General features: G+C 57.1%; 17 protein-coding genes. 11 read left to right on the top strand and 6 right to left on the bottom strand.

The features are described 5' to 3' along the window. Positions 1–275: 275 nt before the first annotated feature. Positions 276–872: a TetR/AcrR family transcriptional regulator gene (locus GSQ91_RS21200; RefSeq protein WP_158823731.1), complete on the bottom strand. Its 597-nt coding sequence runs from the start codon at positions 870–872 to the stop codon at positions 276–278. Positions 873–1,037: 165 nt separating this feature from the next. On the opposite strand from GSQ91_RS21200, the gene GSQ91_RS21195 reads away from it, so the two are divergent. The 3 genes from GSQ91_RS21195 (at position 1,038) to ogt (ending at position 3,858) form a co-directional block, all read left to right on the top strand. Then, a complete protein-coding gene (locus GSQ91_RS21195; protein ID WP_158823730.1) occupies positions 1,038–1,721 on the top strand; it encodes a CPBP family intramembrane glutamic endopeptidase in 684 nt (227 codons plus the stop codon). A 90-nt stretch (positions 1,722–1,811) separates the two neighbouring features. Continuing rightward, positions 1,812–3,314: a DNA-3-methyladenine glycosylase 2 gene (locus GSQ91_RS21190; RefSeq protein WP_158823729.1), complete on the top strand. Its 1,503-nt coding sequence runs from the start codon at positions 1,812–1,814 to the stop codon at positions 3,312–3,314. After that, positions 3,307–3,858, top strand: a complete 552-nt coding sequence (ogt, locus tag GSQ91_RS21185; protein WP_158823728.1) for a methylated-DNA--[protein]-cysteine S-methyltransferase — start codon at positions 3,307–3,309, stop codon at positions 3,856–3,858. Before GSQ91_RS21190 ends, ogt begins: the two co-directional genes overlap by 8 nt. 38 nt (positions 3,859–3,896) lie before the next feature. Here the strand turns inward: ogt and GSQ91_RS21180 are convergent, their stop codons facing one another. Next, complete coding sequence (locus tag GSQ91_RS21180; RefSeq protein WP_158823727.1) at positions 3,897–4,679, bottom strand: class I SAM-dependent methyltransferase; 783 nt, start codon at positions 4,677–4,679, stop codon at positions 3,897–3,899. A 139-nt stretch (positions 4,680–4,818) separates the two neighbouring features. Between GSQ91_RS21180 and GSQ91_RS21175 the strand changes: the two genes are divergently transcribed. The 4 genes from GSQ91_RS21175 (at position 4,819) to cynS (ending at position 8,731) form a co-directional block, all read left to right on the top strand. Beyond that, entirely contained in the window at positions 4,819–5,805 is a 987-nt protein-coding gene (locus GSQ91_RS21175; protein ID WP_254064786.1) for a LysR family transcriptional regulator, read from the top strand. Positions 5,806–5,952: 147 nt separating this feature from the next. Then, a complete protein-coding gene (locus GSQ91_RS21170; protein WP_158823726.1) occupies positions 5,953–6,795 on the top strand; it encodes a class I SAM-dependent methyltransferase in 843 nt (280 codons plus the stop codon). Positions 6,796–7,002: 207 nt separating this feature from the next. After that, the gene (locus GSQ91_RS21165) at positions 7,003–8,175 is read left to right on the top strand and encodes an NAD-dependent formate dehydrogenase (RefSeq protein WP_158823725.1); all 1,173 of its coding nucleotides are present in this window, start codon (positions 7,003–7,005) and stop codon (positions 8,173–8,175) included. 106 nt (positions 8,176–8,281) lie between these two features. Next, positions 8,282–8,731, top strand: a complete 450-nt coding sequence (gene cynS / locus GSQ91_RS21160; protein ID WP_158823724.1) for a cyanase — start codon at positions 8,282–8,284, stop codon at positions 8,729–8,731. A gap of 45 nt (positions 8,732–8,776) precedes the next feature. Here cynS and GSQ91_RS21155 read toward each other — a convergent pair whose 3' ends face one another. The 3 genes from GSQ91_RS21155 to GSQ91_RS21145 are packed head-to-tail and all read right to left on the bottom strand — an operon-like array spanning position 8,777 to position 14,680. Beyond that, positions 8,777–10,270, bottom strand: coding sequence for an efflux transporter outer membrane subunit (locus GSQ91_RS21155; RefSeq protein ID WP_158823723.1), 1,494 nt, complete (start codon positions 10,268–10,270; stop codon positions 8,777–8,779). Further along, positions 10,254–11,507 carry an efflux RND transporter periplasmic adaptor subunit gene (locus GSQ91_RS21150; protein ID WP_158823722.1) on the bottom strand — a complete coding sequence of 418 codons (1,254 nt, stop codon included), beginning with the start codon at positions 11,505–11,507 and terminating at the stop codon, positions 10,254–10,256. The genes GSQ91_RS21155 and GSQ91_RS21150 overlap by 17 nt, the downstream gene beginning before the upstream one ends. Then, positions 11,504–14,680 carry an efflux RND transporter permease subunit gene (locus GSQ91_RS21145; RefSeq protein ID WP_158823721.1) on the bottom strand — a complete coding sequence of 1,059 codons (3,177 nt, stop codon included), beginning with the start codon at positions 14,678–14,680 and terminating at the stop codon, positions 11,504–11,506. Before GSQ91_RS21145 ends, GSQ91_RS21150 begins: the two co-directional genes overlap by 4 nt. A gap of 103 nt (positions 14,681–14,783) precedes the next feature. Here GSQ91_RS21145 and GSQ91_RS21140 point away from each other — a divergent pair, with 103 nt between their 5' ends. After that, positions 14,784–15,077: a helix-turn-helix transcriptional regulator gene (locus tag GSQ91_RS21140; RefSeq protein ID WP_254064785.1), complete on the top strand. Its 294-nt coding sequence runs from the start codon at positions 14,784–14,786 to the stop codon at positions 15,075–15,077. 254 nt (positions 15,078–15,331) lie between these two features. Here GSQ91_RS21140 and GSQ91_RS21135 read toward each other — a convergent pair whose 3' ends face one another. Next, positions 15,332–15,901 (bottom strand): hypothetical protein, encoded by a 570-nt coding sequence (locus GSQ91_RS21135; RefSeq protein ID WP_158823719.1) that lies wholly within the window; start codon positions 15,899–15,901, stop codon positions 15,332–15,334. A gap of 69 nt (positions 15,902–15,970) precedes the next feature. On the opposite strand from GSQ91_RS21135, the gene GSQ91_RS21130 reads away from it, so the two are divergent. The 3 genes from GSQ91_RS21130 to metH all read left to right on the top strand — a co-directional run bounded on the left by GSQ91_RS21130 (position 15,971) and on the right by metH (position 20,410). Beyond that, positions 15,971–16,468 carry an NADH-quinone oxidoreductase subunit I gene (locus GSQ91_RS21130; protein ID WP_158823718.1) on the top strand — a complete coding sequence of 166 codons (498 nt, stop codon included), beginning with the start codon at positions 15,971–15,973 and terminating at the stop codon, positions 16,466–16,468. A 115-nt stretch (positions 16,469–16,583) separates the two neighbouring features. Then, the gene (locus GSQ91_RS21125) at positions 16,584–17,699 is read left to right on the top strand and encodes a homocysteine S-methyltransferase family protein (protein ID WP_254064784.1); all 1,116 of its coding nucleotides are present in this window, start codon (positions 16,584–16,586) and stop codon (positions 17,697–17,699) included. Beyond that, positions 17,696–20,410, top strand: a complete 2,715-nt coding sequence (gene metH / locus GSQ91_RS21120) for a methionine synthase (protein WP_158823717.1) — start codon at positions 17,696–17,698, stop codon at positions 20,408–20,410. Before GSQ91_RS21125 ends, metH begins: the two co-directional genes overlap by 4 nt. The last annotated feature ends 379 nt before the right edge of the window (positions 20,411–20,789 follow it).

The following is a 20,789-nucleotide window of genomic DNA, read 5'->3' as shown; positions in this document are numbered from 1 at the left end:
AAGCGAAAGCCTGAGCCAACAGCTTAACGCGCCATTTGCCTGACGCCGGGTTCCTTTCCTAGAGCGGGAGGCTTCAGTCCGAGATTTGACGGCGCGTCGAGAATAGTGAGGCGACGATGCATGGATTGTGCAGTTCCTCTTTTAGAAGTGGTTCCGATGCAAACAGCAGCAGCTACACCACGCAAGAAGGTACGCCGGGAATGGAAGTGCATTGGGGACAAACTTGCCGAATCACGCACCGCGGACCTCCGGTTTTATGAACTAGAGTCAAAACATCATAAACGCGCATCGGTCTTCTTCGCAGGCTTGCGGCTGCTTCGATCGGCTGTGGTCGTACTTGCTGATGCGGGCGATACGATCGAGATAAAGTGATCCAGAGCCTTGGTTAATTTCTGACGGTCGCCTCCATTCATCAGTTCAAGAATCAGCCCGTCGAATAGGGCAATGCAGATGGTTGCCATAGCATCGTTTCGCATAGGTGACGACATTACCCCAAGTGCGATCGCGTGCCAGTCGCTGGAGGTCTTTTTCAGATAGCGGCCGTATTCAACCGGGTTCTGGGCAGCGACGATCTGGAACTCATAGAGCAACCGCAAGTGAGGATAGTTCTCTTTCCTGATCGCCCACTGCCAAAATTGTTTCAGTGGCGCGACCCGTTGCGGTCCAATATCCGAGGATGCCATCTTCGTCAGTGAGACCTGCAGGCGTGAGTGCAGCTCTTGCAGTACTTCCTGCAGCAGCTCTTCCTTTGACTTGAAATGAAACATCAATATCCGCGGGCTGGTTCCGAGCTGAGCTGCCATCGGCCGTAACGACACGTTCGCCACTCCATGTTCCAGCAGGTAGTTAAGCGCAGCGTCGAGCAATTCCATTTTTCTACTTGACATGACACGATCGTTACATGTTACGGTCGTTACAGTCAAGGATTGAGTTCCTCGGCGGAGTTCATAAACCCGTGAACGCTGTGTCTGCACAAATGCATGGATACGATCGAAACTCACTGCGTGACGTTTTGGAAAAGGCAAGAGGAGGGAAGCGTGATTTCCGAAGAATTAACCCAGCCAATGAATGATGGGATACCAGAAAAAGGCAGATCGCTTGCCAGGACCGCCGGCACGATTGCACTTTTGATGGTTCTTCAACTGCCGATCGCCGATTACTTAGTGCCAGGAGACAGCCTGGCGGCACAGACCGGACGCGAGGCCGTGTTTTGGGTGCTTGTTGCAAACCTGATTGCGTATGTTCTTTTTATCGAACGCAGGCCAATCTCGTCGGTGGGACTCAAACGGCCAACCTGGAAGAGCATCGCATTTGGCTTTGCCGCAGGGGCCATTATGGTCGCGGGATTTGCGTTCATCTATATGGTCATCTTTCCGGCCTTTGGGTTGGCTGACAAGCAAGGCGCGTTGGAGGCGGTGAAAGCCACGCCCCTTTGGTTTCGTGTTTTGGTTGTTATCCGCGCGGCTGTTCTCGAAGAGCTTTACTATCGCGGTTTCATGATTGAGCGCCTCACTGAGATCATGGGTTTTCGGTGGCTGGCTGCAGCGATCTCTTTCTCAATCTTCACGATGGCGCACCTGGGTTATTGGGGAGGGGCTCATCTTATCGTCGCGGCATTCGGCGGGGCTGTTTTGACGGGGCTTTACCTCTTCCGGCGCGATCTTGCCAGCAATATGATCGCTCACTTTCTTATTGATGGAATCGGATTTCTCGTTGGCTAATCCTCTTATTTCAGGATTGGGAGCAGCGGCATAAATGACCATGTCCGAAAAGCGCGAGTTTGTTCCTTCAATCAGTGAGAACATTCTCGTATGGAACTGCCCGATCAAGAGGTCTGCTATCGCGCTCTACAGAGCCGGGATGCCCGTTTTGACGGCCTATTGTTTGTAGGTGTCACATCGACAGGTATCTATTGCCGGCCTGTCTGCCCAGCGCGTACCGCGAAGTTTGAGAATTGCCGCTTTTTCGGTTCGGCGGCAGCGGCGCAGGACGCGGGCTTTCGCCCGTGCCTGCGTTGCCGGCCGGAGACAGCTCCCGACCTGGCCTCATGGCGTGGAACATCGAACACCGTTTCCCGCGCACTGGCTCTCATTAACGATGGCGCCCTTGATGGCGATGGAGCAAGCGTTGAAAAGCTGGCCGAACGTCTTGGCCTGGGCGAACGCCAGCTCCGCCGATTGTTTCTTCAACATCTCGGAGCCTCGCCCATCTCGGTGGCCCAGACTCGGCGTGTGCTTTTTGCCAAGCAGCTCATTCATGAGACGCGGATGCCCATGACGGAAGTCGCGCTGGCCTCTGGATTCGGCAGCTTGCGGCGATTCAATGAGATCTTCCGTGAGCTCTTTCAACGCCCTCCCAGCGCTTTGCGGCGAAAGAACTCCGCGAACCCTGCGGGGGCGGACGCAGGTGTGACGCTTCGACTGCGATATAGGCCTCCTTATGACTGGGAGTCCATACTCGGCCACTTGCAGATGCGTGCGATTCCAGGCGTTGAAGTGGTGGAGAACGGAAGATATCTGCGTACGGTTGAGATAGATGGTTCTGTCGGAAGCGTAGAAGTGATGCACTTGCCGCAGTGGCAGAGTCTTGGGATCACGATCCGATTTCCGAAGGTGAGATCGTTACCGACTATCGTGGCCCGCGTGCGTCGCCTGTTCGATCTTGGCGCGGATATTGAGACGATTGATGCTCACCTCTCCTGCGATCCGCTGCTTGCGCCTCTGGTGGCGCGCCGTCCCGGGTTGCGTGCGCCCGGTGGATGGGATGGCTTTGAGCTGGCGGTGCGTGCGATTCTCGGCCAGCAGGTCAGCGTCATCGCTGCACGACGGCTTGCGGGACAGCTCGTTCAACTTCACGGCAAGCCTGTGCCGATGGGCTATAGGGTTCATCCGGGACTGTCCCATGTGTTTCCTACAGCAAAGCGTCTTGCTTCTGCAGCATCCATCGGCCTCGGCATGCCAGGGGCGCGTCAGGTGTCGTTGAAGGCGTTGGCGGAAGCTACGGTGTCTGACCCAAATCTGTTTCGCCCCTTTGGAACCATTGAAGAAGCGATTGCGCGACTGCGCACGATCCGCGGCGTTGGCGAATGGACAGCTCAATATATTGCGTTGCGCGCTATTCGCGAGATGGACGCCTTTCCTGCGTCCGACATCGGCCTGCTACGCGGTGCAGCTATAGTCGATGGCGCGCGGCTAACTTCAGCTGGCCTTCTTAAACGTGCGGAGTCATGGCGTCCATGGCGCGCTTACGCTGCGCAACATCTCTGGGCGGCAGACGCCCATGTGATTTCTACGAATAGGAGTTCGCATGAGTGAGGTATTGCAGTTGTTGATCGATCGACTCGACACATCCATCGGCGAGATGCTGATCGTGGCGGATCGCGAAGGGAATCTGCGCGCTGTTGACTGGACAGATCATGAGGAACGTATGCGCCGCTTCCTGCGGCTTCACTATGGGGAAGATGGATTCACGCTCACACCCGCTCGCAATCCAAACGGATTAGCCGATGCGATCGGTAGCTACTTTGCGGGAGAGCTTACGGCAATCGATCACCTGCCGGTGCAAACAGGAGGCACACCTTTTCAGCGCGAGGTGTGGGGGGCACTGAGAGAGATTACCTGTGGCACTACTGTGTCTTACGCGGAACTTGCTAAACGAATCGGCCGGCCAGCCGCAGTCAGGGCCGTGGGATTGGCCAATGGCTCCAATCCGATTGGGGTTGTCGTACCGTGCCACCGTGTGATCGGAGCGAACGGTTCACTCACCGGCTATGGCGGCGGTATCGAACGCAAACGCTGGCTTCTGGAGCATGAAGCCAGCCTGCGGAAGATTCCACAGCAGCAATCCTCTCTATTCTGATGTTCGGCAAACCAGGAAGCGGACTCAGCTTGCCGCGATCAAGATGCACCATGCCCGACGATGAGTCTCAGAGAACCGTCAAGCTCCGGTTGTGTGCGTAGATAACCATACTTCCTGTCCCACGTGCCTTCTGTCAGGTCCTGACGCAACGTCTCCACAAAGCGTTTCTGTGCGGACGGCTCAACGAAGCTCCATGCCGAATTTGCCAGCCTTGCGCCTTGCTCCAGAAGACGTTCTGGCCGGCCGTAATAGGCTTCGCCGAAGCCATCGACGCAGTTCAAGGGAATGGGAACCGAGAGGACCGAGGTGTGGTCTCCTAAGGTGGACGCTATGGTGCTTATCGCTGGATAGCGACGAGCTTCTACAGAAATTACTTCAGGAGAGTATGCGTTCAACCAAAATCGATCCAAGGCATCTGGGTCGCAAGTGAGGATGAGCACGGGGCCGCGGGTCACACGCCGCATCTGCCGGAGACCAGCCTGCAGATCTGGCCACTGATGTACCGTGAACGACGCCATGCCGGCATCGAATTGGTTGTCCTCGAACGGGAGATGCTCGGCTGTGGCATCGATAGCCCGCGAGAGGTGGGCTGGGCGCTTTTCCCGCATGGAGGCCGAGGGTTCGACAGCAGTTACGTCCCGATCCAGGGGTTCGTAAGAGCCTGCTCCGGCTCCAACGTTTAGCACCGTCCGAGCCCCTGCCAATGCCTTGTCAATGAACTGCGCTATGCGAGGTTCCGGCTGACGATACTGTGTATAGGTGCTTCCGATCACGCCGTAGTTCGCATCTCCAGCGCTTCCATCGTGATGACGTTGACTCAATATTCAATTCCTTTCGGGTTGGCGATCAATATAGGGCGCTTCTCCTGACGCGACTCTCAAGGGGCGACGTTAAAAATTCTAATCTGAGGGTGGAATCGGGACGCCACCTTCGGGGCGTTGCCACCGATGAACAATAGCGATGCGTTCAACTCGCTGCTCTATGGTGTGGTTTACCCTTGTCAGCAGTGGGGTCCTGAACGAAGTGATTACGCGACACTTGGAGTATTTAACGGCGCTTGCTCGTGAGAAGCACTTCGGTCGAGCGGCCGCCGCTTGTAAGGTTACGCAATCGACGCTCTCTGCCGGCATCAAACAATTAGAAGAGGATATCGGCGTTTTGATCGTGGAGCGCGGACAGCGCTTTGTCGGCCTCACACCGGCTGGGGCTGAGGTATTGTCGTGGGCCCAGAGATCGATCCGCGATTACAGCAGTCTGCAGCAGAGCCTGCACTCCATGAGCCACGGGCTAAGAGGGCAACTCCGTATCGGTGCTATCCCAGTAGCCCTTCCGCTGGTCCCTCTGCTGACCGTTCCTTTCACCAAACTCCACACAGAGACGACGATCCTCATTCGCTCCCTGAGTTCCGCGGAGATTCAGCGTGGGCTTGACGATTTCTCACTGGACGTAGGCTTTACCTATCTCGACAACGATCCTCTGGTTCGAGTTCGACGACTTTCCCTGCATCGCGAGCGATATATGTTTGTGACCTGCCGCGAAGGCAAGTTCTCAAAGAAGAAGCAAATTACATGGAGAGAAGCCGCTGCCGAACCTCTTTGTTTAATGACCCCGGATATGCAGAATCGACGAATTCTGGAGAGGCACGCAAAAGAGGGGAGAGCGACGCTCCATCCGGAACTGGAGTCCAACTCACTGCTTGCGCTTTTAGGCCACCTTCATACGGGGCGTTGGGCGACGATCCTGCCCGATAGCTTTGTCAGGCTTCTAATGGATCGCGAGATGTTGGTGGTGCTGCCGCTCGTCGAACCAGAAGCCTCTCACGCGGTCGGCCTGGTGACGACAGATCAGGAGCCGCTTCCCGCGATGGCACGCGCTTTTCTGGATGTTGCAAAGATGCCGAAAACAAAGAAGGAGATCAGGCTGCGTCTGCGTCCGTTCTCCGCATGACGAAGCGTTGCGCGCGCAAATTCATCTTCACGGTTATGCTGCACGACACTGTAGACATTCCATCAAAACGTCTGATAAAGTTGGCGCCACAGAGATTAAATCGGTTCTGGGCCGATTCAACTGCCCGATCATAAGAGGTGTGCTGATTTGGAAGAGCTGGGACCAAACAGATATGTCGATCCATTGATTGGAACGGAGTTGAACTTATCCGATCACGTTGCACGCTATCAGAACAGCAGAGAATGTAATACCCGAATCTATAGAGAAATGGAAGCCACATCCTATCACTGGCCGTGGCTTTCCAGTCATCGCGCTTGGGTTGAAGCCCAGCAATGGGGCTTTGGAGACCGAGCCTTTCATACCATGTGGTATCTAATCCTCAGTCACCTTGGACAACACTCCTCTGTCATTCGGTGCCTGGAGATCGGCGTCTATAAGGGACAGGTCATCAGTCTGTGGTCGTTGATTTCGCGTCATGTTGAAGTGCAGCTACAGATTTCGGCCCTTAGCCCTTTTTCTGGAGTTACTGGTGTTACTCGCGAAAATCGCCTCTTGAGAGCAATCCGTAAGCGCATTGATCGAAGGTTTCGGCATGAGATCGAAGCAGGCAGCCTCTATCAAAACGGCGATTATTTTGCGGATTGCGAAAAAATATTTAGTGAATTCGATCTGGATTTTGGAAAGGTCGAAATTTTGCGGGGATTTTCGACAGACAGTAACATTCTTTCATCGCTTGATGAGCGTCAGTTCGATCTAATTTACATCGACGGCGATCATACGGAAGAAATTGCTACCCATGATGTAAAGGTGTTTGCTCCGAAAGTAGCGAAAGGGGGGGTGCTTGTCATGGACGATGCGTCTCTATTCCTGGAAATGGACATCTCCTATCGTGGTCGCCCGGGTTCTAGCAAAGCCTCGGAATTGCTGCCCGCTATGGGCTTTCAAAATATTCTGAATGTCGGACATAACAGGGTATTTCAGAAGCAATAACGAAGGTCCATCAATTTTCTTCATAGCGATCTCTGTCTAGAAAAATCTTGATAGTGGAGATAGTGCGCGGCACGCCGATTCATTTACTGAGTAAGAATAGTTGTCCGCAATCGAAATCTCCGATCAGTTGATCGTTTTCCATTGTTTGACGGTCGTTTTCTCCAAGTCGCACTGTTGTTGTGTTGCAGATGCAACAGGAGAAAAACGATGGCGAAAGTATTGTGCGTACTTTATGACGACCCAATTACGGGATATCCCAAGTCCTACGCGCGGGTTGATATACCTAAGATCACCTCCTATGTGGGAGGACAGACGGCACCGACTCCCAAGGCGATCGACTTCACGCCCGGCCAACTGCTGGGGAGCGTGTCGGGTGAACTCGGGCTTCGCAAGTACCTCGAAAGCCAGGGGCACACGTTCGTTGTCACTTCCGACAAAGAAGGAGCGGATTCTGTCTTCGACAAGGAGCTTCCCGATGCCGATATCGTCATCTCGCAGCCCTTCTGGCCTGCTTATCTGACTGCCGAACGCATTGCGAAGGCCAGGAAGTTGAAGCTCGCAATCACAGCAGGCATCGGCTCCGATCATGTGGATCTTGAAGCCGCAAACGAGCACGGTATTACTGTCGCTGAGGTCACGTATTCCAACAGCATCAGCGTCTCGGAACATGCGGTGATGATGATTCTGTCGTTGGTTCGCAACTATCTTCCTTCCCATGAGTGGGCGGTAAAGGGTGGTTGGAACATCGCGGATTGCGTGCAGCGCTCCTATGACCTTGAAGGGATGCATGTAGGTACGGTCGCCGCCGGGCGAATCGGGCTTGCCATCCTGCGGAGGTTGAAGCCGTTCGATGTGAAACTCCACTACACCGACCGCTATCGTTTGCCGGAGTCGGTCGAGCGGGAGTTGAACCTCACCTTCCACCCCGATGCCGAGTCGATGGTGAAGGTGTGCGACGTGGTCACGATCAATGCACCGCTGCATCCTGAGACGGAGAATCTGTTCAACGAGGCTCTCCTTGCCAAGATGAAGCGTGGTGCGTATCTCATCAACACCGCACGCGGAAAGATCTGCGACCGCGATGCGATTGCCCGTGCCTTGGAGAGCGGCCAGCTTGCCGGGTATGCCGGCGATGTCTGGTTCCCGCAGCCTGCACCGGTTGATCATCCGTGGCGGACCATGCCATACAACGGCATGACACCGCACATCTCGGGCACCTCGCTCTCCGCACAGACCCGCTATGCTACGGGGACTCGCGAGATACTGGAGTGCTGGTTCGAGGATCGCCCCATCCGCGATGAGTACCTCATCACGAAGGGCGGCAAGCTGGCTGGTGTAGGAGCGCACTCATACAGCGTGCGTGAACTCACCAAGGCTTAATCAGCGATGCCTTGAGCTGAGAGACAATGAGCAGCATACGTTGATTGACCGGAGCGAATAAGGCTCCGGTCAATCCGTTGTGTAGAAGAGACGTTCAGGAGACAGCATGTCGAGTCGCGAAGAAGTAACCGCAAAGATTTTGAGCAGGAAGGTCGAACTGGGACTGACCTGGAAAGGTATCGCCGCTGACCTGGGAAGTAGTTCACCAATCATCTATACAGCGGCCCTGTTGGGGCAGATGACGTTGACTGCCGAGGAGGCAGGCAAAGCCGCGGCAATATTCGGTCTAACAAAGGAAGAGGCCAACTGGCTCGTGATCTCCCCCGAGCGAGGGGCGACTGCGATCATGCCACCCACCGATCCACTGATTTACCGCTTCTATGAACTGATCCAAAACTATGGCACTACGTGGAAGGCTCTTATCGAAGAAGAGTTTGGGGATGGCATCATGAGCGCAATCGACTTCAGTATGTCCATCGAACGGGAGCCGGACCCAAAGGGCGACCGCGTAAAGATCGGCATGTCCGGCAAGTTTCTACCCTTCAAGCGTTTCTAAAGGGCGATCGCCCTGATGTTACAAAAAGCTGAAGCCCTGCTCCCGTTACTGCCAGCCTCCGCCGAGCGCCGCATAGAGATCCACCAGAGAGGCCGCCTCCTGTTGCTGCGCCTGGGCGAGAAGCAATTGCGCCGAGTAGAGATCTGTATCCGTGGTGAGCACCTCAAGATAGCTGGTGTTTCCGCCGGAGTAGCGTAGCCGCGCGAGCCGCACGGCATCAGCCGCGGATGTCACCTGCGCAGCCTGTTCTTCACGGTGTTCGCGCGTCTCTTTATAGGTGACTAGAGAGTCCGAAACATCCTTGAGCGCATTGAGGATGGTCTTGCGATACTCGAGCAGCATCTCCTGCTCCTGCGCCTGCGAGAGATGGTAGTTGTTGCGAATGCGGCCGCCATCGAAGATCGGCTGTGAGAGCGAACCGGCGGCATACCAGTAGGCGTTTGGCGAGGAGAAGATGGATTGCAGCTGGCTGCTCGACGAGCCGCCCATGCTGGTGAGTGAGATCTGCGGAAAGAACTGCGCCTTGGCGACGCCGATGCGTGCGTTGGCTGCAACCAGCTTGGCCTCGGCCTGCTGAATATCGGGGCGGCGTTCGAGAAGTTGTGAAGGCACACCCACCGGCACCTCTTGCGGGTGAGGCTGTTGGTCGACTGCAAGACCGCGATCGATGGCTTCGGGATTGTGGCCCAGGAGAATGCTGAGGGCATTTTCCTGTACGGCAATCTGGCGCCGCAACTCAGGGAGATTGGCCTGAGCAGCGTGGAGCAGCTCCTCCGCCTGACGCGTATCTGCGAGGGAACCAGCACCGTGCCGCTCCAGCGATTGCGTGAGGTGCAGTGAGTCCGTGCGGGCCTTGATGGTGTTCTCTGTAATCTCTCGTTGAGCGTCGAGGCTTCTCAGTTGGAAGTAGGACTCGGCAACATCCTGGACGAGCGTGGATCGGGTGGCCTTCTGCGCCCATTCACTGGCCAGCAGGTCGGCGCGCGCGGCTTCGGTCTGGCGGCGGTACAGTCCCCAGAAATCGAGGTTCCATGCTCCTGATCCGCTGAAGCCTCCACCGTTGAAGAAGGAGTTGTTCGGGGTGCCGTTGGAGTTGTTGCCTACCAGCGACGAGGGCGCTTGCAGAGCGGAGTAGCTGGCACCAGCGCTCACAGACGGAAGCTGTTGTGCGTGCGTGATGCCGAGTTGTGCCTGGGCCTCAAGAATGCGCTGGGCTGCAATGCGCAGGTCCAGGTTGTTCTGCAGCGCCTCCTGAACGAGACGCTGCAGAACCTGGTCCTGAAAGACCGCTGCCCACTTTTCATCGGCGAGCGAGGTTGCCGATGCGGTGGGTGCAATGTCTGGCGCGAGGACGCCACGATAGGCCTGCGGCGTGGTATCGACGGGGCGTTTGTAGTTGGGGCCTGCGTTGCAGCCGACCACCATCAGTGCGAGCGCGCCCGCAACGAGGGTTTGTACGACTCTCTTCACGACAACGTCCCTTACGGTGTGGTTCTGCCACTGTTGGTGGCAGGAAAGATGTTCAGCGCACTTCGACATGTTGACCCTCGTTGAGCAGATCGCTCGGACTGGCTACCAGGGCTTCCGAGCCCTGTAGCCCTGTGAGAATCTCAACCTGTGTTCCCATGTCTTTGCCCACGGAGACTGGCACGAAGTGGATCGTGTGGTCCGGGTTCACGGTCACAACGTGCATTCCTGAGTGGTCGACGACGAGAGAGCTGGTCGGGATGATAAGAGCAGTGTGCTGCTCCGGCAGTGTGAACTCGACCTGGGCATACATGCCCGGCAGCAGGGAGCCATCTTTGTTGTCGACCTGCACCTCGGTCAGCATGGTGCGGGCTGCGTTATCGAGTGCTCCGGCGTTGCGGATGACGGTGCCGGTGTAGGGACGTCCGAGGCGCTCCTTGACGTCGATGGAGGCCTTTTGCCCATCCTGAATGTTGACTGCTTCGGACTGTGGCACATCGACCTGGATGCGCAGGGTGCCGCTCTGGGCAATGCTGAAGAGTGGCTTTGCCGTGCTGCTGGCGGTGGCGCTTACGAGGTCGCCGCGCTCGACATTGCGCGCGGTGATAACGCCATCGAACGGGGCAACGATACGTTCGAAGCTCTGCATCTGCAGCAGACGCGCTACGTTGGCGTGGTTGGCTGTCACGCTGGCTTCGGCGGCCGTGATGTTGGCATTCGCAGCGGCCACATCGGCGAGGCGAGCATCGTGAGCCTGCACGGCTTCATCGACGATCTGCTGCGAGATCGCGTGTTCCTGGCCGAGAGGAAGATCGCGCTCCTTGGTAAGGCGCGTCAACTCGGCGTTAGCCTTTGCTTGCTGGAGAGCAGCATTGGCCTGCAGAAGCGAGGCGTCCGACTGTGCCAGAGTGGCGCGGGCCTGAAGCAGTTGCTGATCGATCTCCGGGGAAGAGATGACCGCCAGCACTTGGCCCGATTTCACCTTGGTGCCAATGTCCACGTTCCTGCGGTCGAGGTAGCCATCGACACGGGCAAAGAGATTGGCGTCATAGAGCGGTTCGATGTTGCCGGGCAACAGAAGTTCGGAGGTTGGCTCCCCTTTCTGTGCATGCACAAGCGAGACGACTGGATGCGTCACCGCAGAGTCACGAACGGCAGCCAGCGCCTCACGCTGACGTGTCAGCCGTGGGAGGGTGCCGATGGCGACCAGAGCGATCAGAACTACAGCCGCACCGGTTGCTTTGACGAAGGTGCTGGTGGTCTTCTGCTGAGTCTTCTGGGTAGGAACGGTTTCGGTCTGCTGTGTCATGCGGCCTCCTGTTGTGTGTTGGCGTTTCTTCCGTGGATGAGGGTGAACATCAAGGGGACGAAGAAGAGCGTGGCGAAGGTGGCGACGGTAAGACCGCCGATCACGGCACGAGCCAGCGGAGCATTCTGCTCACCGCCTTCTCCCAGGCCCAGCGCCATCGGCAGCATGCCGATGATCATTGCGAAGGCCGTCATGATGATGGGACGCAGCCGGGTGTAGCCGGCTGTGACCGCCGCTTCGAGTGGGGCGACGCCCTTGGCACGAAGTTCATTGGCAAAGGTGACCAGGAGAATCGAGTTGGCCGTGGCTACGCCGATGGACATGATGGCGCCCATAAGACTGGGGACGTTGAAGGTGGTCTGCGTGAGGAAGAGCGCCCATACAATGCCGCAGAACGCTCCGGGAAGCGCGCAGATGATGATGAAGGGATCGAGCCAGCTCTGGTAGTTGACAACCATGAGCAGGTAGACAAGAAGAGCGGCAAACGTAAGGCCGAGACCAAGACGGTTGAAGGCCTCGTTCATGCTCTCTACCTGTCCGCGCACGACGATCTTCGTTCCTGGAGGAAGGTTCTTGCTCTCCTCCTTGACGATGCGGGTGACCTTCGCCGCGACGGAGCCAAGATCGCTGTCCTGGGTGTTGGCGAAGATGTCGAATACGGGTGCGCCGTTGTGGTGGTTGATGACCACCGGTTGAATCGCGGGCTTGAGCGTCGCCATGTTGCCGAGCACTTCGGTGCGGTTATCCAGTGTGTGGATCGGGATAGGCGTGTTCTGCAGGGCGTTGATGGAATTGATGCTGTACTGCGGCGTCTGCGCGGCGACAGTGTAGGTGATGCCCATCTTGGGGTCGAGCCAGAAGTTCGGCTGCACCGCAGCGCTGGAGCTGAGCGAGATATAGATGCTGTTGGCTACGTCCTGCTGGGTGAGGCCGAACTGCGCTGCGCGCACGCGGTCTATGTCGAGATGCAGATCCGGCGCGTCGACGACCTGGTGCATATGAACGTCGACCGTACCGGGAACCGTTGCGAGGCGCTCGCGGAGATGGCGGGCGATCTCATAGTTCGCCGGGTCGTAGCCCTGCACCTGCACATCGATGGGTGAGGGCAGTCCAAAGTTGAGGATCTGCGTCACGATGTCTGCGGGCTGGAAGAAGAAGGTGAGGTCAGGGAACTGCTGCTGCAGTTGCGTGCGTAGCTGCTTCACATACTTGTCTGTCGGGCCGTGGTGTTTTTCATTGAGCGCGATCAGGATCTCGCCGTCTGCGCTGCTGATGGTTGCTCCATCACCGAAGGCGTAGTTGAAGGTCTCGGGTGAGAGGCCGATGTTATCGATGAGGAGTTCCAGTTCATCGTCTGGAATGGTCTTGTGAATCTGCTCTTCCACCTGGCTGAAGATTGCTTTGGTGGTCTCGATGCGGGTTCCGGGTTGCGCCCTTACGTGCAGCCGAATCTGGCCCGCATCGACAGCAGGGAAAAAGTCTCTGCCGACAAACGGCAGCAATACGAACGCCGTGGACATAAGGGCGATCGACACGATGAGCGCTGGCCTGCGGTGGTTCAGGACCGTCTCCAGCGAATGGGTGTAGCGGGTCTGGACCCAGAGATAGCCCTGGTTGAAGCGGTCGTTAATGCGTCCGAAGATGGAGCGCTTTACGGTTGCGAGCGTCTCCAGATCGAAGTTGCCCTCGAAGGTGTGCTCGGCGCCCAGCAGGTAGTTGACCAGCACCGGAACGAGCGTGCGGGAGAGGATGTAGGAAGCGAGCATGGCGAAGACAACCGCCAGCGCCATCGGCGTGAAGAGGTACTTCGCCGGGCCGGTGAGGAAGACTACCGAGACGAAGACGATGCAGATGGTCAGCGTGGAGACGAGCGTCGGTGTGGCGATCTCGGAGGCACCGATCAGCACGGCCTCGCGCAGAGGCTGTTCGCCCATGTGCCGGTGGATGTTTTCGATGGTGACGGTTGCGTCGTCGACCAGGATGCCGATGGCCAGGGCCAGGCCTCCGAGGGTCATGGTATTCATCGTTTCGCCCATCGCGCTGAGCACGATGATCGAACTGAGGATCGAGAGCGGAATGGAGATGGCAATGATGAGCGTGCTGCGCCAACTGCCCAGGAACAACAGAATCATCAGCGCCGTAAGGCATGCTGCGATGGCTCCTTCGCGCAAGACACCCACGATGGCTGCTTTCACAAAGATGGACTGATCGAAGAGTTCCTTGATGTTGAGCCCCTTCGGAGCCGCAGCTCGTGAGGCGGGAAGAACGTCGTTCTTGATCTGGTTGACGATGTCCAGCGTCGAGACCGAGCCTGTCTTCATGATGGCCAGCAGGACCGCAGGCTTGCCGTTGGCGCGGGCCGAATTCTGTTGCACAGCCCAGCCGTCCCGTACGTGAGCCACATCTCGCATATAGACAAGAGAGCCGTTGACGGTCTTGATGGGCACGTCATTCAACATCAATGCATCGACAGGACTGGAGTTGGTGCTGACGGTGTACTCCCGGTTGCCAACCTTTGCGGTGCCTGATGGAAGCGTCACATTTTGGGCATTGATCGCTGCGGTGATATCGATGGGCGTCAGACCTTTGGCGAGAAGGGCATTCTGATCCATGTCCACCATGATCTGCCGGGCTACGCCGCCATAGGGTGCTGGCAATAAGGTCCCGGGAACTGTGGATAACTGCTGTCGAACACGAAACAAACCGTAATCGTAAAGTTCCGATTCCGAGAGCGTGTCGCTGGAGAGTGCAAGCTGGATGATGGGTACGGTTGACGCGCTAAAACGCAGAATCCACGGCGGATTTACACCGGGTGGCATACGGAAGCGAATGGAATTTACCGCGGCGTCGATTTGGGACATGGCGCTATCGATTCGTACCTGGGGCTGGAACGAAATCTTGATAACACTGGCGCCACTGGTCGTTTGCGAATCGATGGACTTTACGTCATTGACGACGGCCATGACGAACTCACTGAAGGTGGTGACGCGCTGCTCCATCTCCTTGGCGGGGAGCCCGGAGTACGACCAGATGACCGTGACAACAGGGATATCGATATTAGGAAAGATGTCGGTCGGCGTGGTCGCGATCGACGAAAAGCCCAGAACCAGAATAAGGATCGAAGCTACAATGAACGTGTAGGGTCGGTTTAGCGCAAGTCGAACAATCCACATCGTGATATCTCCATCTACACAGCACTTCGGAAGCGTGATGTGTATTTAGATGAGCATCGAAATAGTTGGATTCAGAATTGTGTTTGCCGCGTCTGATATACCTATGGGAAAAATGACGGACGACGAGGTGGCGCAGATAGGAAAGGCTCTTGGAGACCCCAATCGCCTGGCTATCTATACGCAGATCGCGGAGCACGATGAGTTGTTCTGCGGTGAGATGCATGCAAAACACGCCATCTCAGGAGCGACGCTGTCGCATCATCTTAAGGTGCTGACAGATCTGGGGCTGATTACCTCTCGCAAAGAGGGACTCAATGTTTACTACCGGGTCGTGCCGGAGAAGTTCGCGAAGTACCTTAAGTATCTGACCAATATTGGGTCGATGGTGAGCCGGTAGCTCATTCGTGTACCGGAGTCGTTTTTTGGCTTGTCGCCTAAAAAATTGTCATCTCGACCGAAGGCGCGTACTTTGCGCCGTAGTGGGGAGACCCCTGTATTTTGCCCATAGCCGTAATGCTGCTCCAGGAAAAATACAGGGGTCTCTCCACTACGCATGACTTATAGCTGTCATGCTTCGGTCGAGATGACAATTTTGGTGGGGTATGCAGAAATATGCGTTTTGCACCCGATCTCCCACCGGGGAAGCCACCACTACTTCGTAACCGTCTGCGAGAGGCTCATGACATTGAGGCTGGTCAGACCGTGGACCCAGCGGGCGGCCTTGGTGTCCGTCGTATTGACGAGTTGGATGAGGCCGCCGTCGTTGTCCGGCAGGCCGAATTTCATGACTGCGACGATGACCTTGCCGGTGCTGAACGCGGGTTCCACTTCGGCGGCGGAGTACAGGACGTAATAGTGGTCTGTACCGGTGGCCACGACGCTGCTGTGGAGGATGAGCGGCTGGGTCTCGCGGGAGGAGACGAGGCCGGCTTTGGCCAGAACATCCGAGACCAGCGGGCCGGTATAGGTTTCGTCCTTATTCGTGTGGGCGTTATGCACGTTGACGGTGACCTGGGGCAGGTTGATCAGGTCTTCCAGGGAGAGTGTCGTGATCCTGCCTTCAAAGGTGATGCTCACGGATTTTGAAGGGGGGACGGGAGCTTTGGCGTGCTCCACAGCCATGCCGTCCTGGGCTTTGCTGTCCTGCCCCGCGGGGGCCTGGGCGACAAGGGAGAGCGGCGCGAGGGCAAGGAGGAGAGCGGCAAAAATAGAGGTCTTCATCTGCCCAGAGTACGCCGCCTGGGCGGGGACGTATAGATCTTCAAGGAAGAACACGTATACTTAAGTTCTATGTCGATCATCCGCAACGTCGCCGCCATTGCGAAGGGTATGAGCATCACGCTCCGAGAGGGTTTCCAGCCGACCGAGGTGGAGAACTATCCGGACGGCAAGGGACCGCTACGCGGTGCGCAGTTGCAGGAGCGCTTCCGCGGCAAGCATCAGCTGCAACGCGATGAGAATGGCCTGGAAAAGTGCGTGGCCTGCTTTCTGTGCGCGGCGGCCTGCCCGTCGAACTGCATCTACATTGAGGCCGCGGACAATACCGAAGAGACTCGTATCTCCTCGGCTGAGCGCTATGCAAAGGTCTACAACATTGATTACAACCGCTGCATCTTCTGCGGATACTGCGTGGAAGCCTGCCCGACCGATGCGATTACGCACGGGCATGGTTTCGAGCTGGCGAGCCTGAACGCAACCACCATGGTCATGCGCAAGGAAGACCTGCTGGTGGCTGTGTCCACAGGTCTTCCGAAGTCGGACAAAGAACACGCCGAAGTGCTGGCTTAGGAGCGGTTAACAGAGATATATCGTTAGCGGCGAACAAGATTCACCAGCGGCGAGCCTTCGGGCTCGCCGCACTGCGATAGGCGCGTGAGCAAACCGCGACGATGAAAGGTATGAGATGGCTAATACTCTGAGCTATCCGGAAGAGATAACGAAGGCTTCCAGGCACCCCCTTGAAAAGATCCTCGAGAATCGAATCGCGATTATCGATGGGGCGATGGGCACGACGATCCGCACCTACGGCATGACGGAAGCTGACATCCGCGGGGAGCGCTTCAAGGACTCGACGAAGGACCTGCTGAACAATGGCGATCTCTTCTCCTTGACGCAGCCGCAGATGATCTGCGATATCCATCGCCGGTTTCTGGAGGCTGGGGCGGACATCATTGAGACGAACACCTTCGGCGCGACCAGCATCACGCAGAGCGAATTCTTCGTGGAAGATCCACGGGAGCATGGCGGCAGGAAAGACCCCGAGTTCTACCAGAAGATCATCGACGACTCATTCCTCGACGGGCTGGCCTGGGAGATCAATGAGCAATCGGCGCGGCAGTGCAGGGAATGGGCCGATCGTGTGGGGAACGAGACGGGGCGCCAACGCTTTGTGGCGGGGGCTATCGGACCGCTCACCGTATCTCTTTCGAACTCGCCCGATGCCGATGATTCCGGCTTCCGTGTGGTCACGTTCGATCAGGTGAAGGCTGCCTACGCCCAGCAGGTGCGCGCACTGATTGCCGGTGGTTCAGATTTACTTCTGGTTGAGACGATCTTTGACTCGCTGAACGCCAAGGCGGCGCTGGTCGCGATTCGTGAGGTATTCGATGAGGATGGCAAGGAGTTGCCGGTGATGATCTCTGCGGCGGTGGGGCGTGGCGGCGAGACGCTGATCTCCGCACAGACCACGGAGGCTTTCTGGAACGCTGTGAAGCATGTGAAGCCGCTGTCGGTGGGGCTGAACTGCTCGCTGGGGCCTGACCTTATGTATCCGTTCCTGGAGGAGCTCTCGGAGAAGGCGAACGTGGCGATCTCGTGTTACCCGAATGCCGGATTACCGAATCCTCTTTCGGAGACGGGGTTCGATCTTGGGCCGCCGGATATGGCCCGGTACTTGAGCGATTTTGCACGGGGTGGGCTGATCAATATCGCCGGTGGCTGCTGCGGCAACACGCCTGAACACATTGCGGCGATTGCCAAGGCGCTCGAAGGTAAGGCTCCGCGAAAGTGGGTAGCATGAGCGGGACCGCCCTAAGGGAAACAAAGCCGCTCCGTCTTTCGGGATCGCAGCCGTTTACGCAACAGTCCGGTGTCTACATCATGATCGGCGAGCGGACCAATGTGGCCGGTTCGCCGAAGTTCGCGAAACTGGTCAAAGAAGGCAAGTTTGAAGAAGCAGTAAGCGTGGCTCGGCAGCAGGTCGAGAACGGGGCCAACGTTATCGACATCTGCATGGACGAGGGGATGATCGATGGCGTAACTGCCATGACCCGCTACCTGCAGCTGCTGGCGAGCGAGCCTGAGGTCGCCAAGGTGCCTTTTATGGTGGACTCCTCGAAGTGGGAGGTCATCGAGGCAGGGCTGAAGTGCCTGCAAGGCAAGGGCATTGTGAACTCGATCTCGCTGAAAGAAGGCGAGGAGAAGTTCCGCCAGAATGCGGCGAAGGTGCTGAAATACGGCGCGGCGGTAGTGGTGATGGCCTTCGACGAGCAGGGCCAGGCTGCGACCTTCGACGAGAAGATCCGCATCTGCGAGCGGGCTTACAAGATCCTTGTAGACGAGGTCGGTTTTCCGGCCGAGGACATCATCTTCGATCCGAACATCCTGACGGTTGCCACAGGGATGGAGGAGCACAACAACTACGCGGTCGACTTCATCAACGCCACGCGCTGGATCAAGGCCAATCTGCCGCATGCGAAGGTTAGCGGCGGCGTCTCGAATATCTCGTTCAGCTTCCGAGGCAACAACACGGTTCGCGAGGCCATGCACTCGGCGTTTTTGTACCATGCCATCGGGGCGGGCATGGACATGGGTATCGTGAATGCCGGGATGCTCGAGGTGTATGAGGAGATCGAGCCCGAGCTGAAGGTGTTGGTCGAGGACGTGTTGTTGAATCGTCGTCCTGACGCGACAGAGCGCCTGGTGGAACACGGCGAAAAGCTGAAGGACGTTGGCAAGGTCGTCAACGAGAAGAAGGCCGAAGAGTGGCGCCATGGCACGGTGGAGGAGCGTCTTTCGCACGCACTGGTCAAGGGCATAGATGCGTACATCGAGATCGATGCCGAGGAGGCCCGCGTCAAGCTGGGTCGCCCGCTGCTGGTGATCGAAGGCCCGCTGATGGCCGGCATGAGCGTGGTAGGCGATCTGTTTGGCGCCGGCAAGATGTTCCTGCCGCAGGTGGTGAAGTCTGCCCGTGTGATGAAGAAGGCTGTGGCGCACCTTACGCCGTTTATGGAGGCCGAGAAGGCGGCCATGGTTGCGGCTGGAGAGGTCGTCAAGGCGCAGGGAAAGATCCTGCTCGCGACGGTCAAGGGGGATGTGCACGACATTGGCAAGAACATCGTCGGTGTCGTGCTGGCCTGCAATAACTACGATGTCATCGACCTTGGAGTGATGGTTTCGTGCGAGAAGATTTTGGAGCGTGCCAAGGCGGAGAAAGCGGACATGATCGGCCTGAGTGGCCTGATCACGCCGTCTCTGGACGAGATGGTGCATGTGGCTCGCGAGATGGAGCGCCAGGGTTTCAAAGTGCCGCTGCTGATCGGCGGGGCAACCACCAGCCGGGCACATACGGCGGTCAAGATTGCGCCGCATTACAGCGAGCCAGTGGTCCATGTGCTGGACGCCAGCCGGGCAGTGCCTGTGACGTCGAGTCTTTTGAGTGACGATGGCAAAGCGGAGTTTGTGGCGCAGCATCGCGCTGACTATGAGGCGCTTCGCAAGGCACATGCAGCGCCGAAGCTGAAGGTTGTTCCGCTTGAGACTGCGCGCGCGCGGCGAACTCCGATTGAGTGGCGTGCCGAAGACTTGCCCACGCCGTCGTTTACCGGGGTGCGCGTGTTGGATAACTTTCCTCTGGCGACGCTGCGCGAGTTTATTGACTGGTCGCCGTTCTTTCATGCCTGGGGGCTGAAGGGTATCTATCCTCGCATCCTTGAGCACGAGGGGCACGGTGCGCAGGCGCGTCAGGTCTTCAAGGAAGGCAATGCTCTTCTGGATCGCATCATTGAGGAGAACCTGATTGCGGCGCGAGGTGTCTACGGCTTCTTTCCCGCCAGCGCCGTGGGTGACGATGTCGAACTGTACACCGACGAAACACGCGAAAAGGTGCTGGAGCGATTCCACTTCCTCCGTCAGCAAACCAACAGAGAAGGCGCGGAACCATGCCGGTCGCTGGCTGATTTTATTGCGCCGAAGGAAATAGGGTTGCCCGATCACATAGGTGCTTTCGCCGTAACCAGCGGGATCGGAATGAAGGAGTTGTGCGACCAGTTCAGGGCGGAGAATGACGACTACAACGCGATCATGGCCGAGGCGCTTGCCGATCGCCTGGTTGAAGCTTTTGCTGAATGTCTGCACAAGCGGGTTCGGGATGAGTGGGGCTACGGTCTTGAGGAAAATCTGAGCCCGGCAGAACTGATTCAGGAGGGGTATCGGGGTATCAGGCCGGCTCCGGGGTATCCGGCGTCTCCGGATCACACGGAGAAGGGACCGCTCTGGCATTTGCTGGATGTGGAGGCCAATACCGGGATGCTAATTACGGAGTCGTTTGCGATGTGGCCTGGCTCGAGCGTGAGTGGAATCTACTTTGCGCATCCTCAATCGCGCTATTTTAGCCTTGGCAAGATCGATCGCGATCAGGTTGCGGACTATCACGAACGCAAGGGCATGAGCGTGGCGGAAGTTGAGCGATGGCTTGGGCCGAATCTGAACTACGATCCTGCTGAGTAGCGTATTTGCTCAGGCCTTCGATCGGGTGCAAACGACATAAAAGTGCCCTCGCAGACCGGATTGAAGCGGCGAACACTCAACCTGATCCGAATATTGTTCCACGTGAAACAATGTGGTGAAATCGAGCAGATGGCGGAGTCATGTCATGCTGGATGAGCGATTTACACGCCATAATTCTAGATTTTGAAGAAGAATTTATGGTAATGGTTCAATAATTGAGTGTTTCAATCAAATGCGAGATGGGTTGCTCAAATTTGAATAAAACCGGCTAGAGTCATGGAGCGTATCTCTTAGCTTCTTCGGCACTTCGATCACCGGCTAAATACAGGGGTTTCTCCGCTCCCGTTGGTCGGTCGAAATGACAGGTGTTGGAGGTAGG

This window comes from Granulicella sp. S156, from assembly GCF_009766105.1.
In the GTDB taxonomy this organism is placed as follows: Bacteria; Acidobacteriota; Terriglobia; order Terriglobales; family Acidobacteriaceae; genus Granulicella.
Note: the sequence above shows the minus strand (reverse complement) of the source record. Positions and strands in the feature narration are given on the sequence as shown.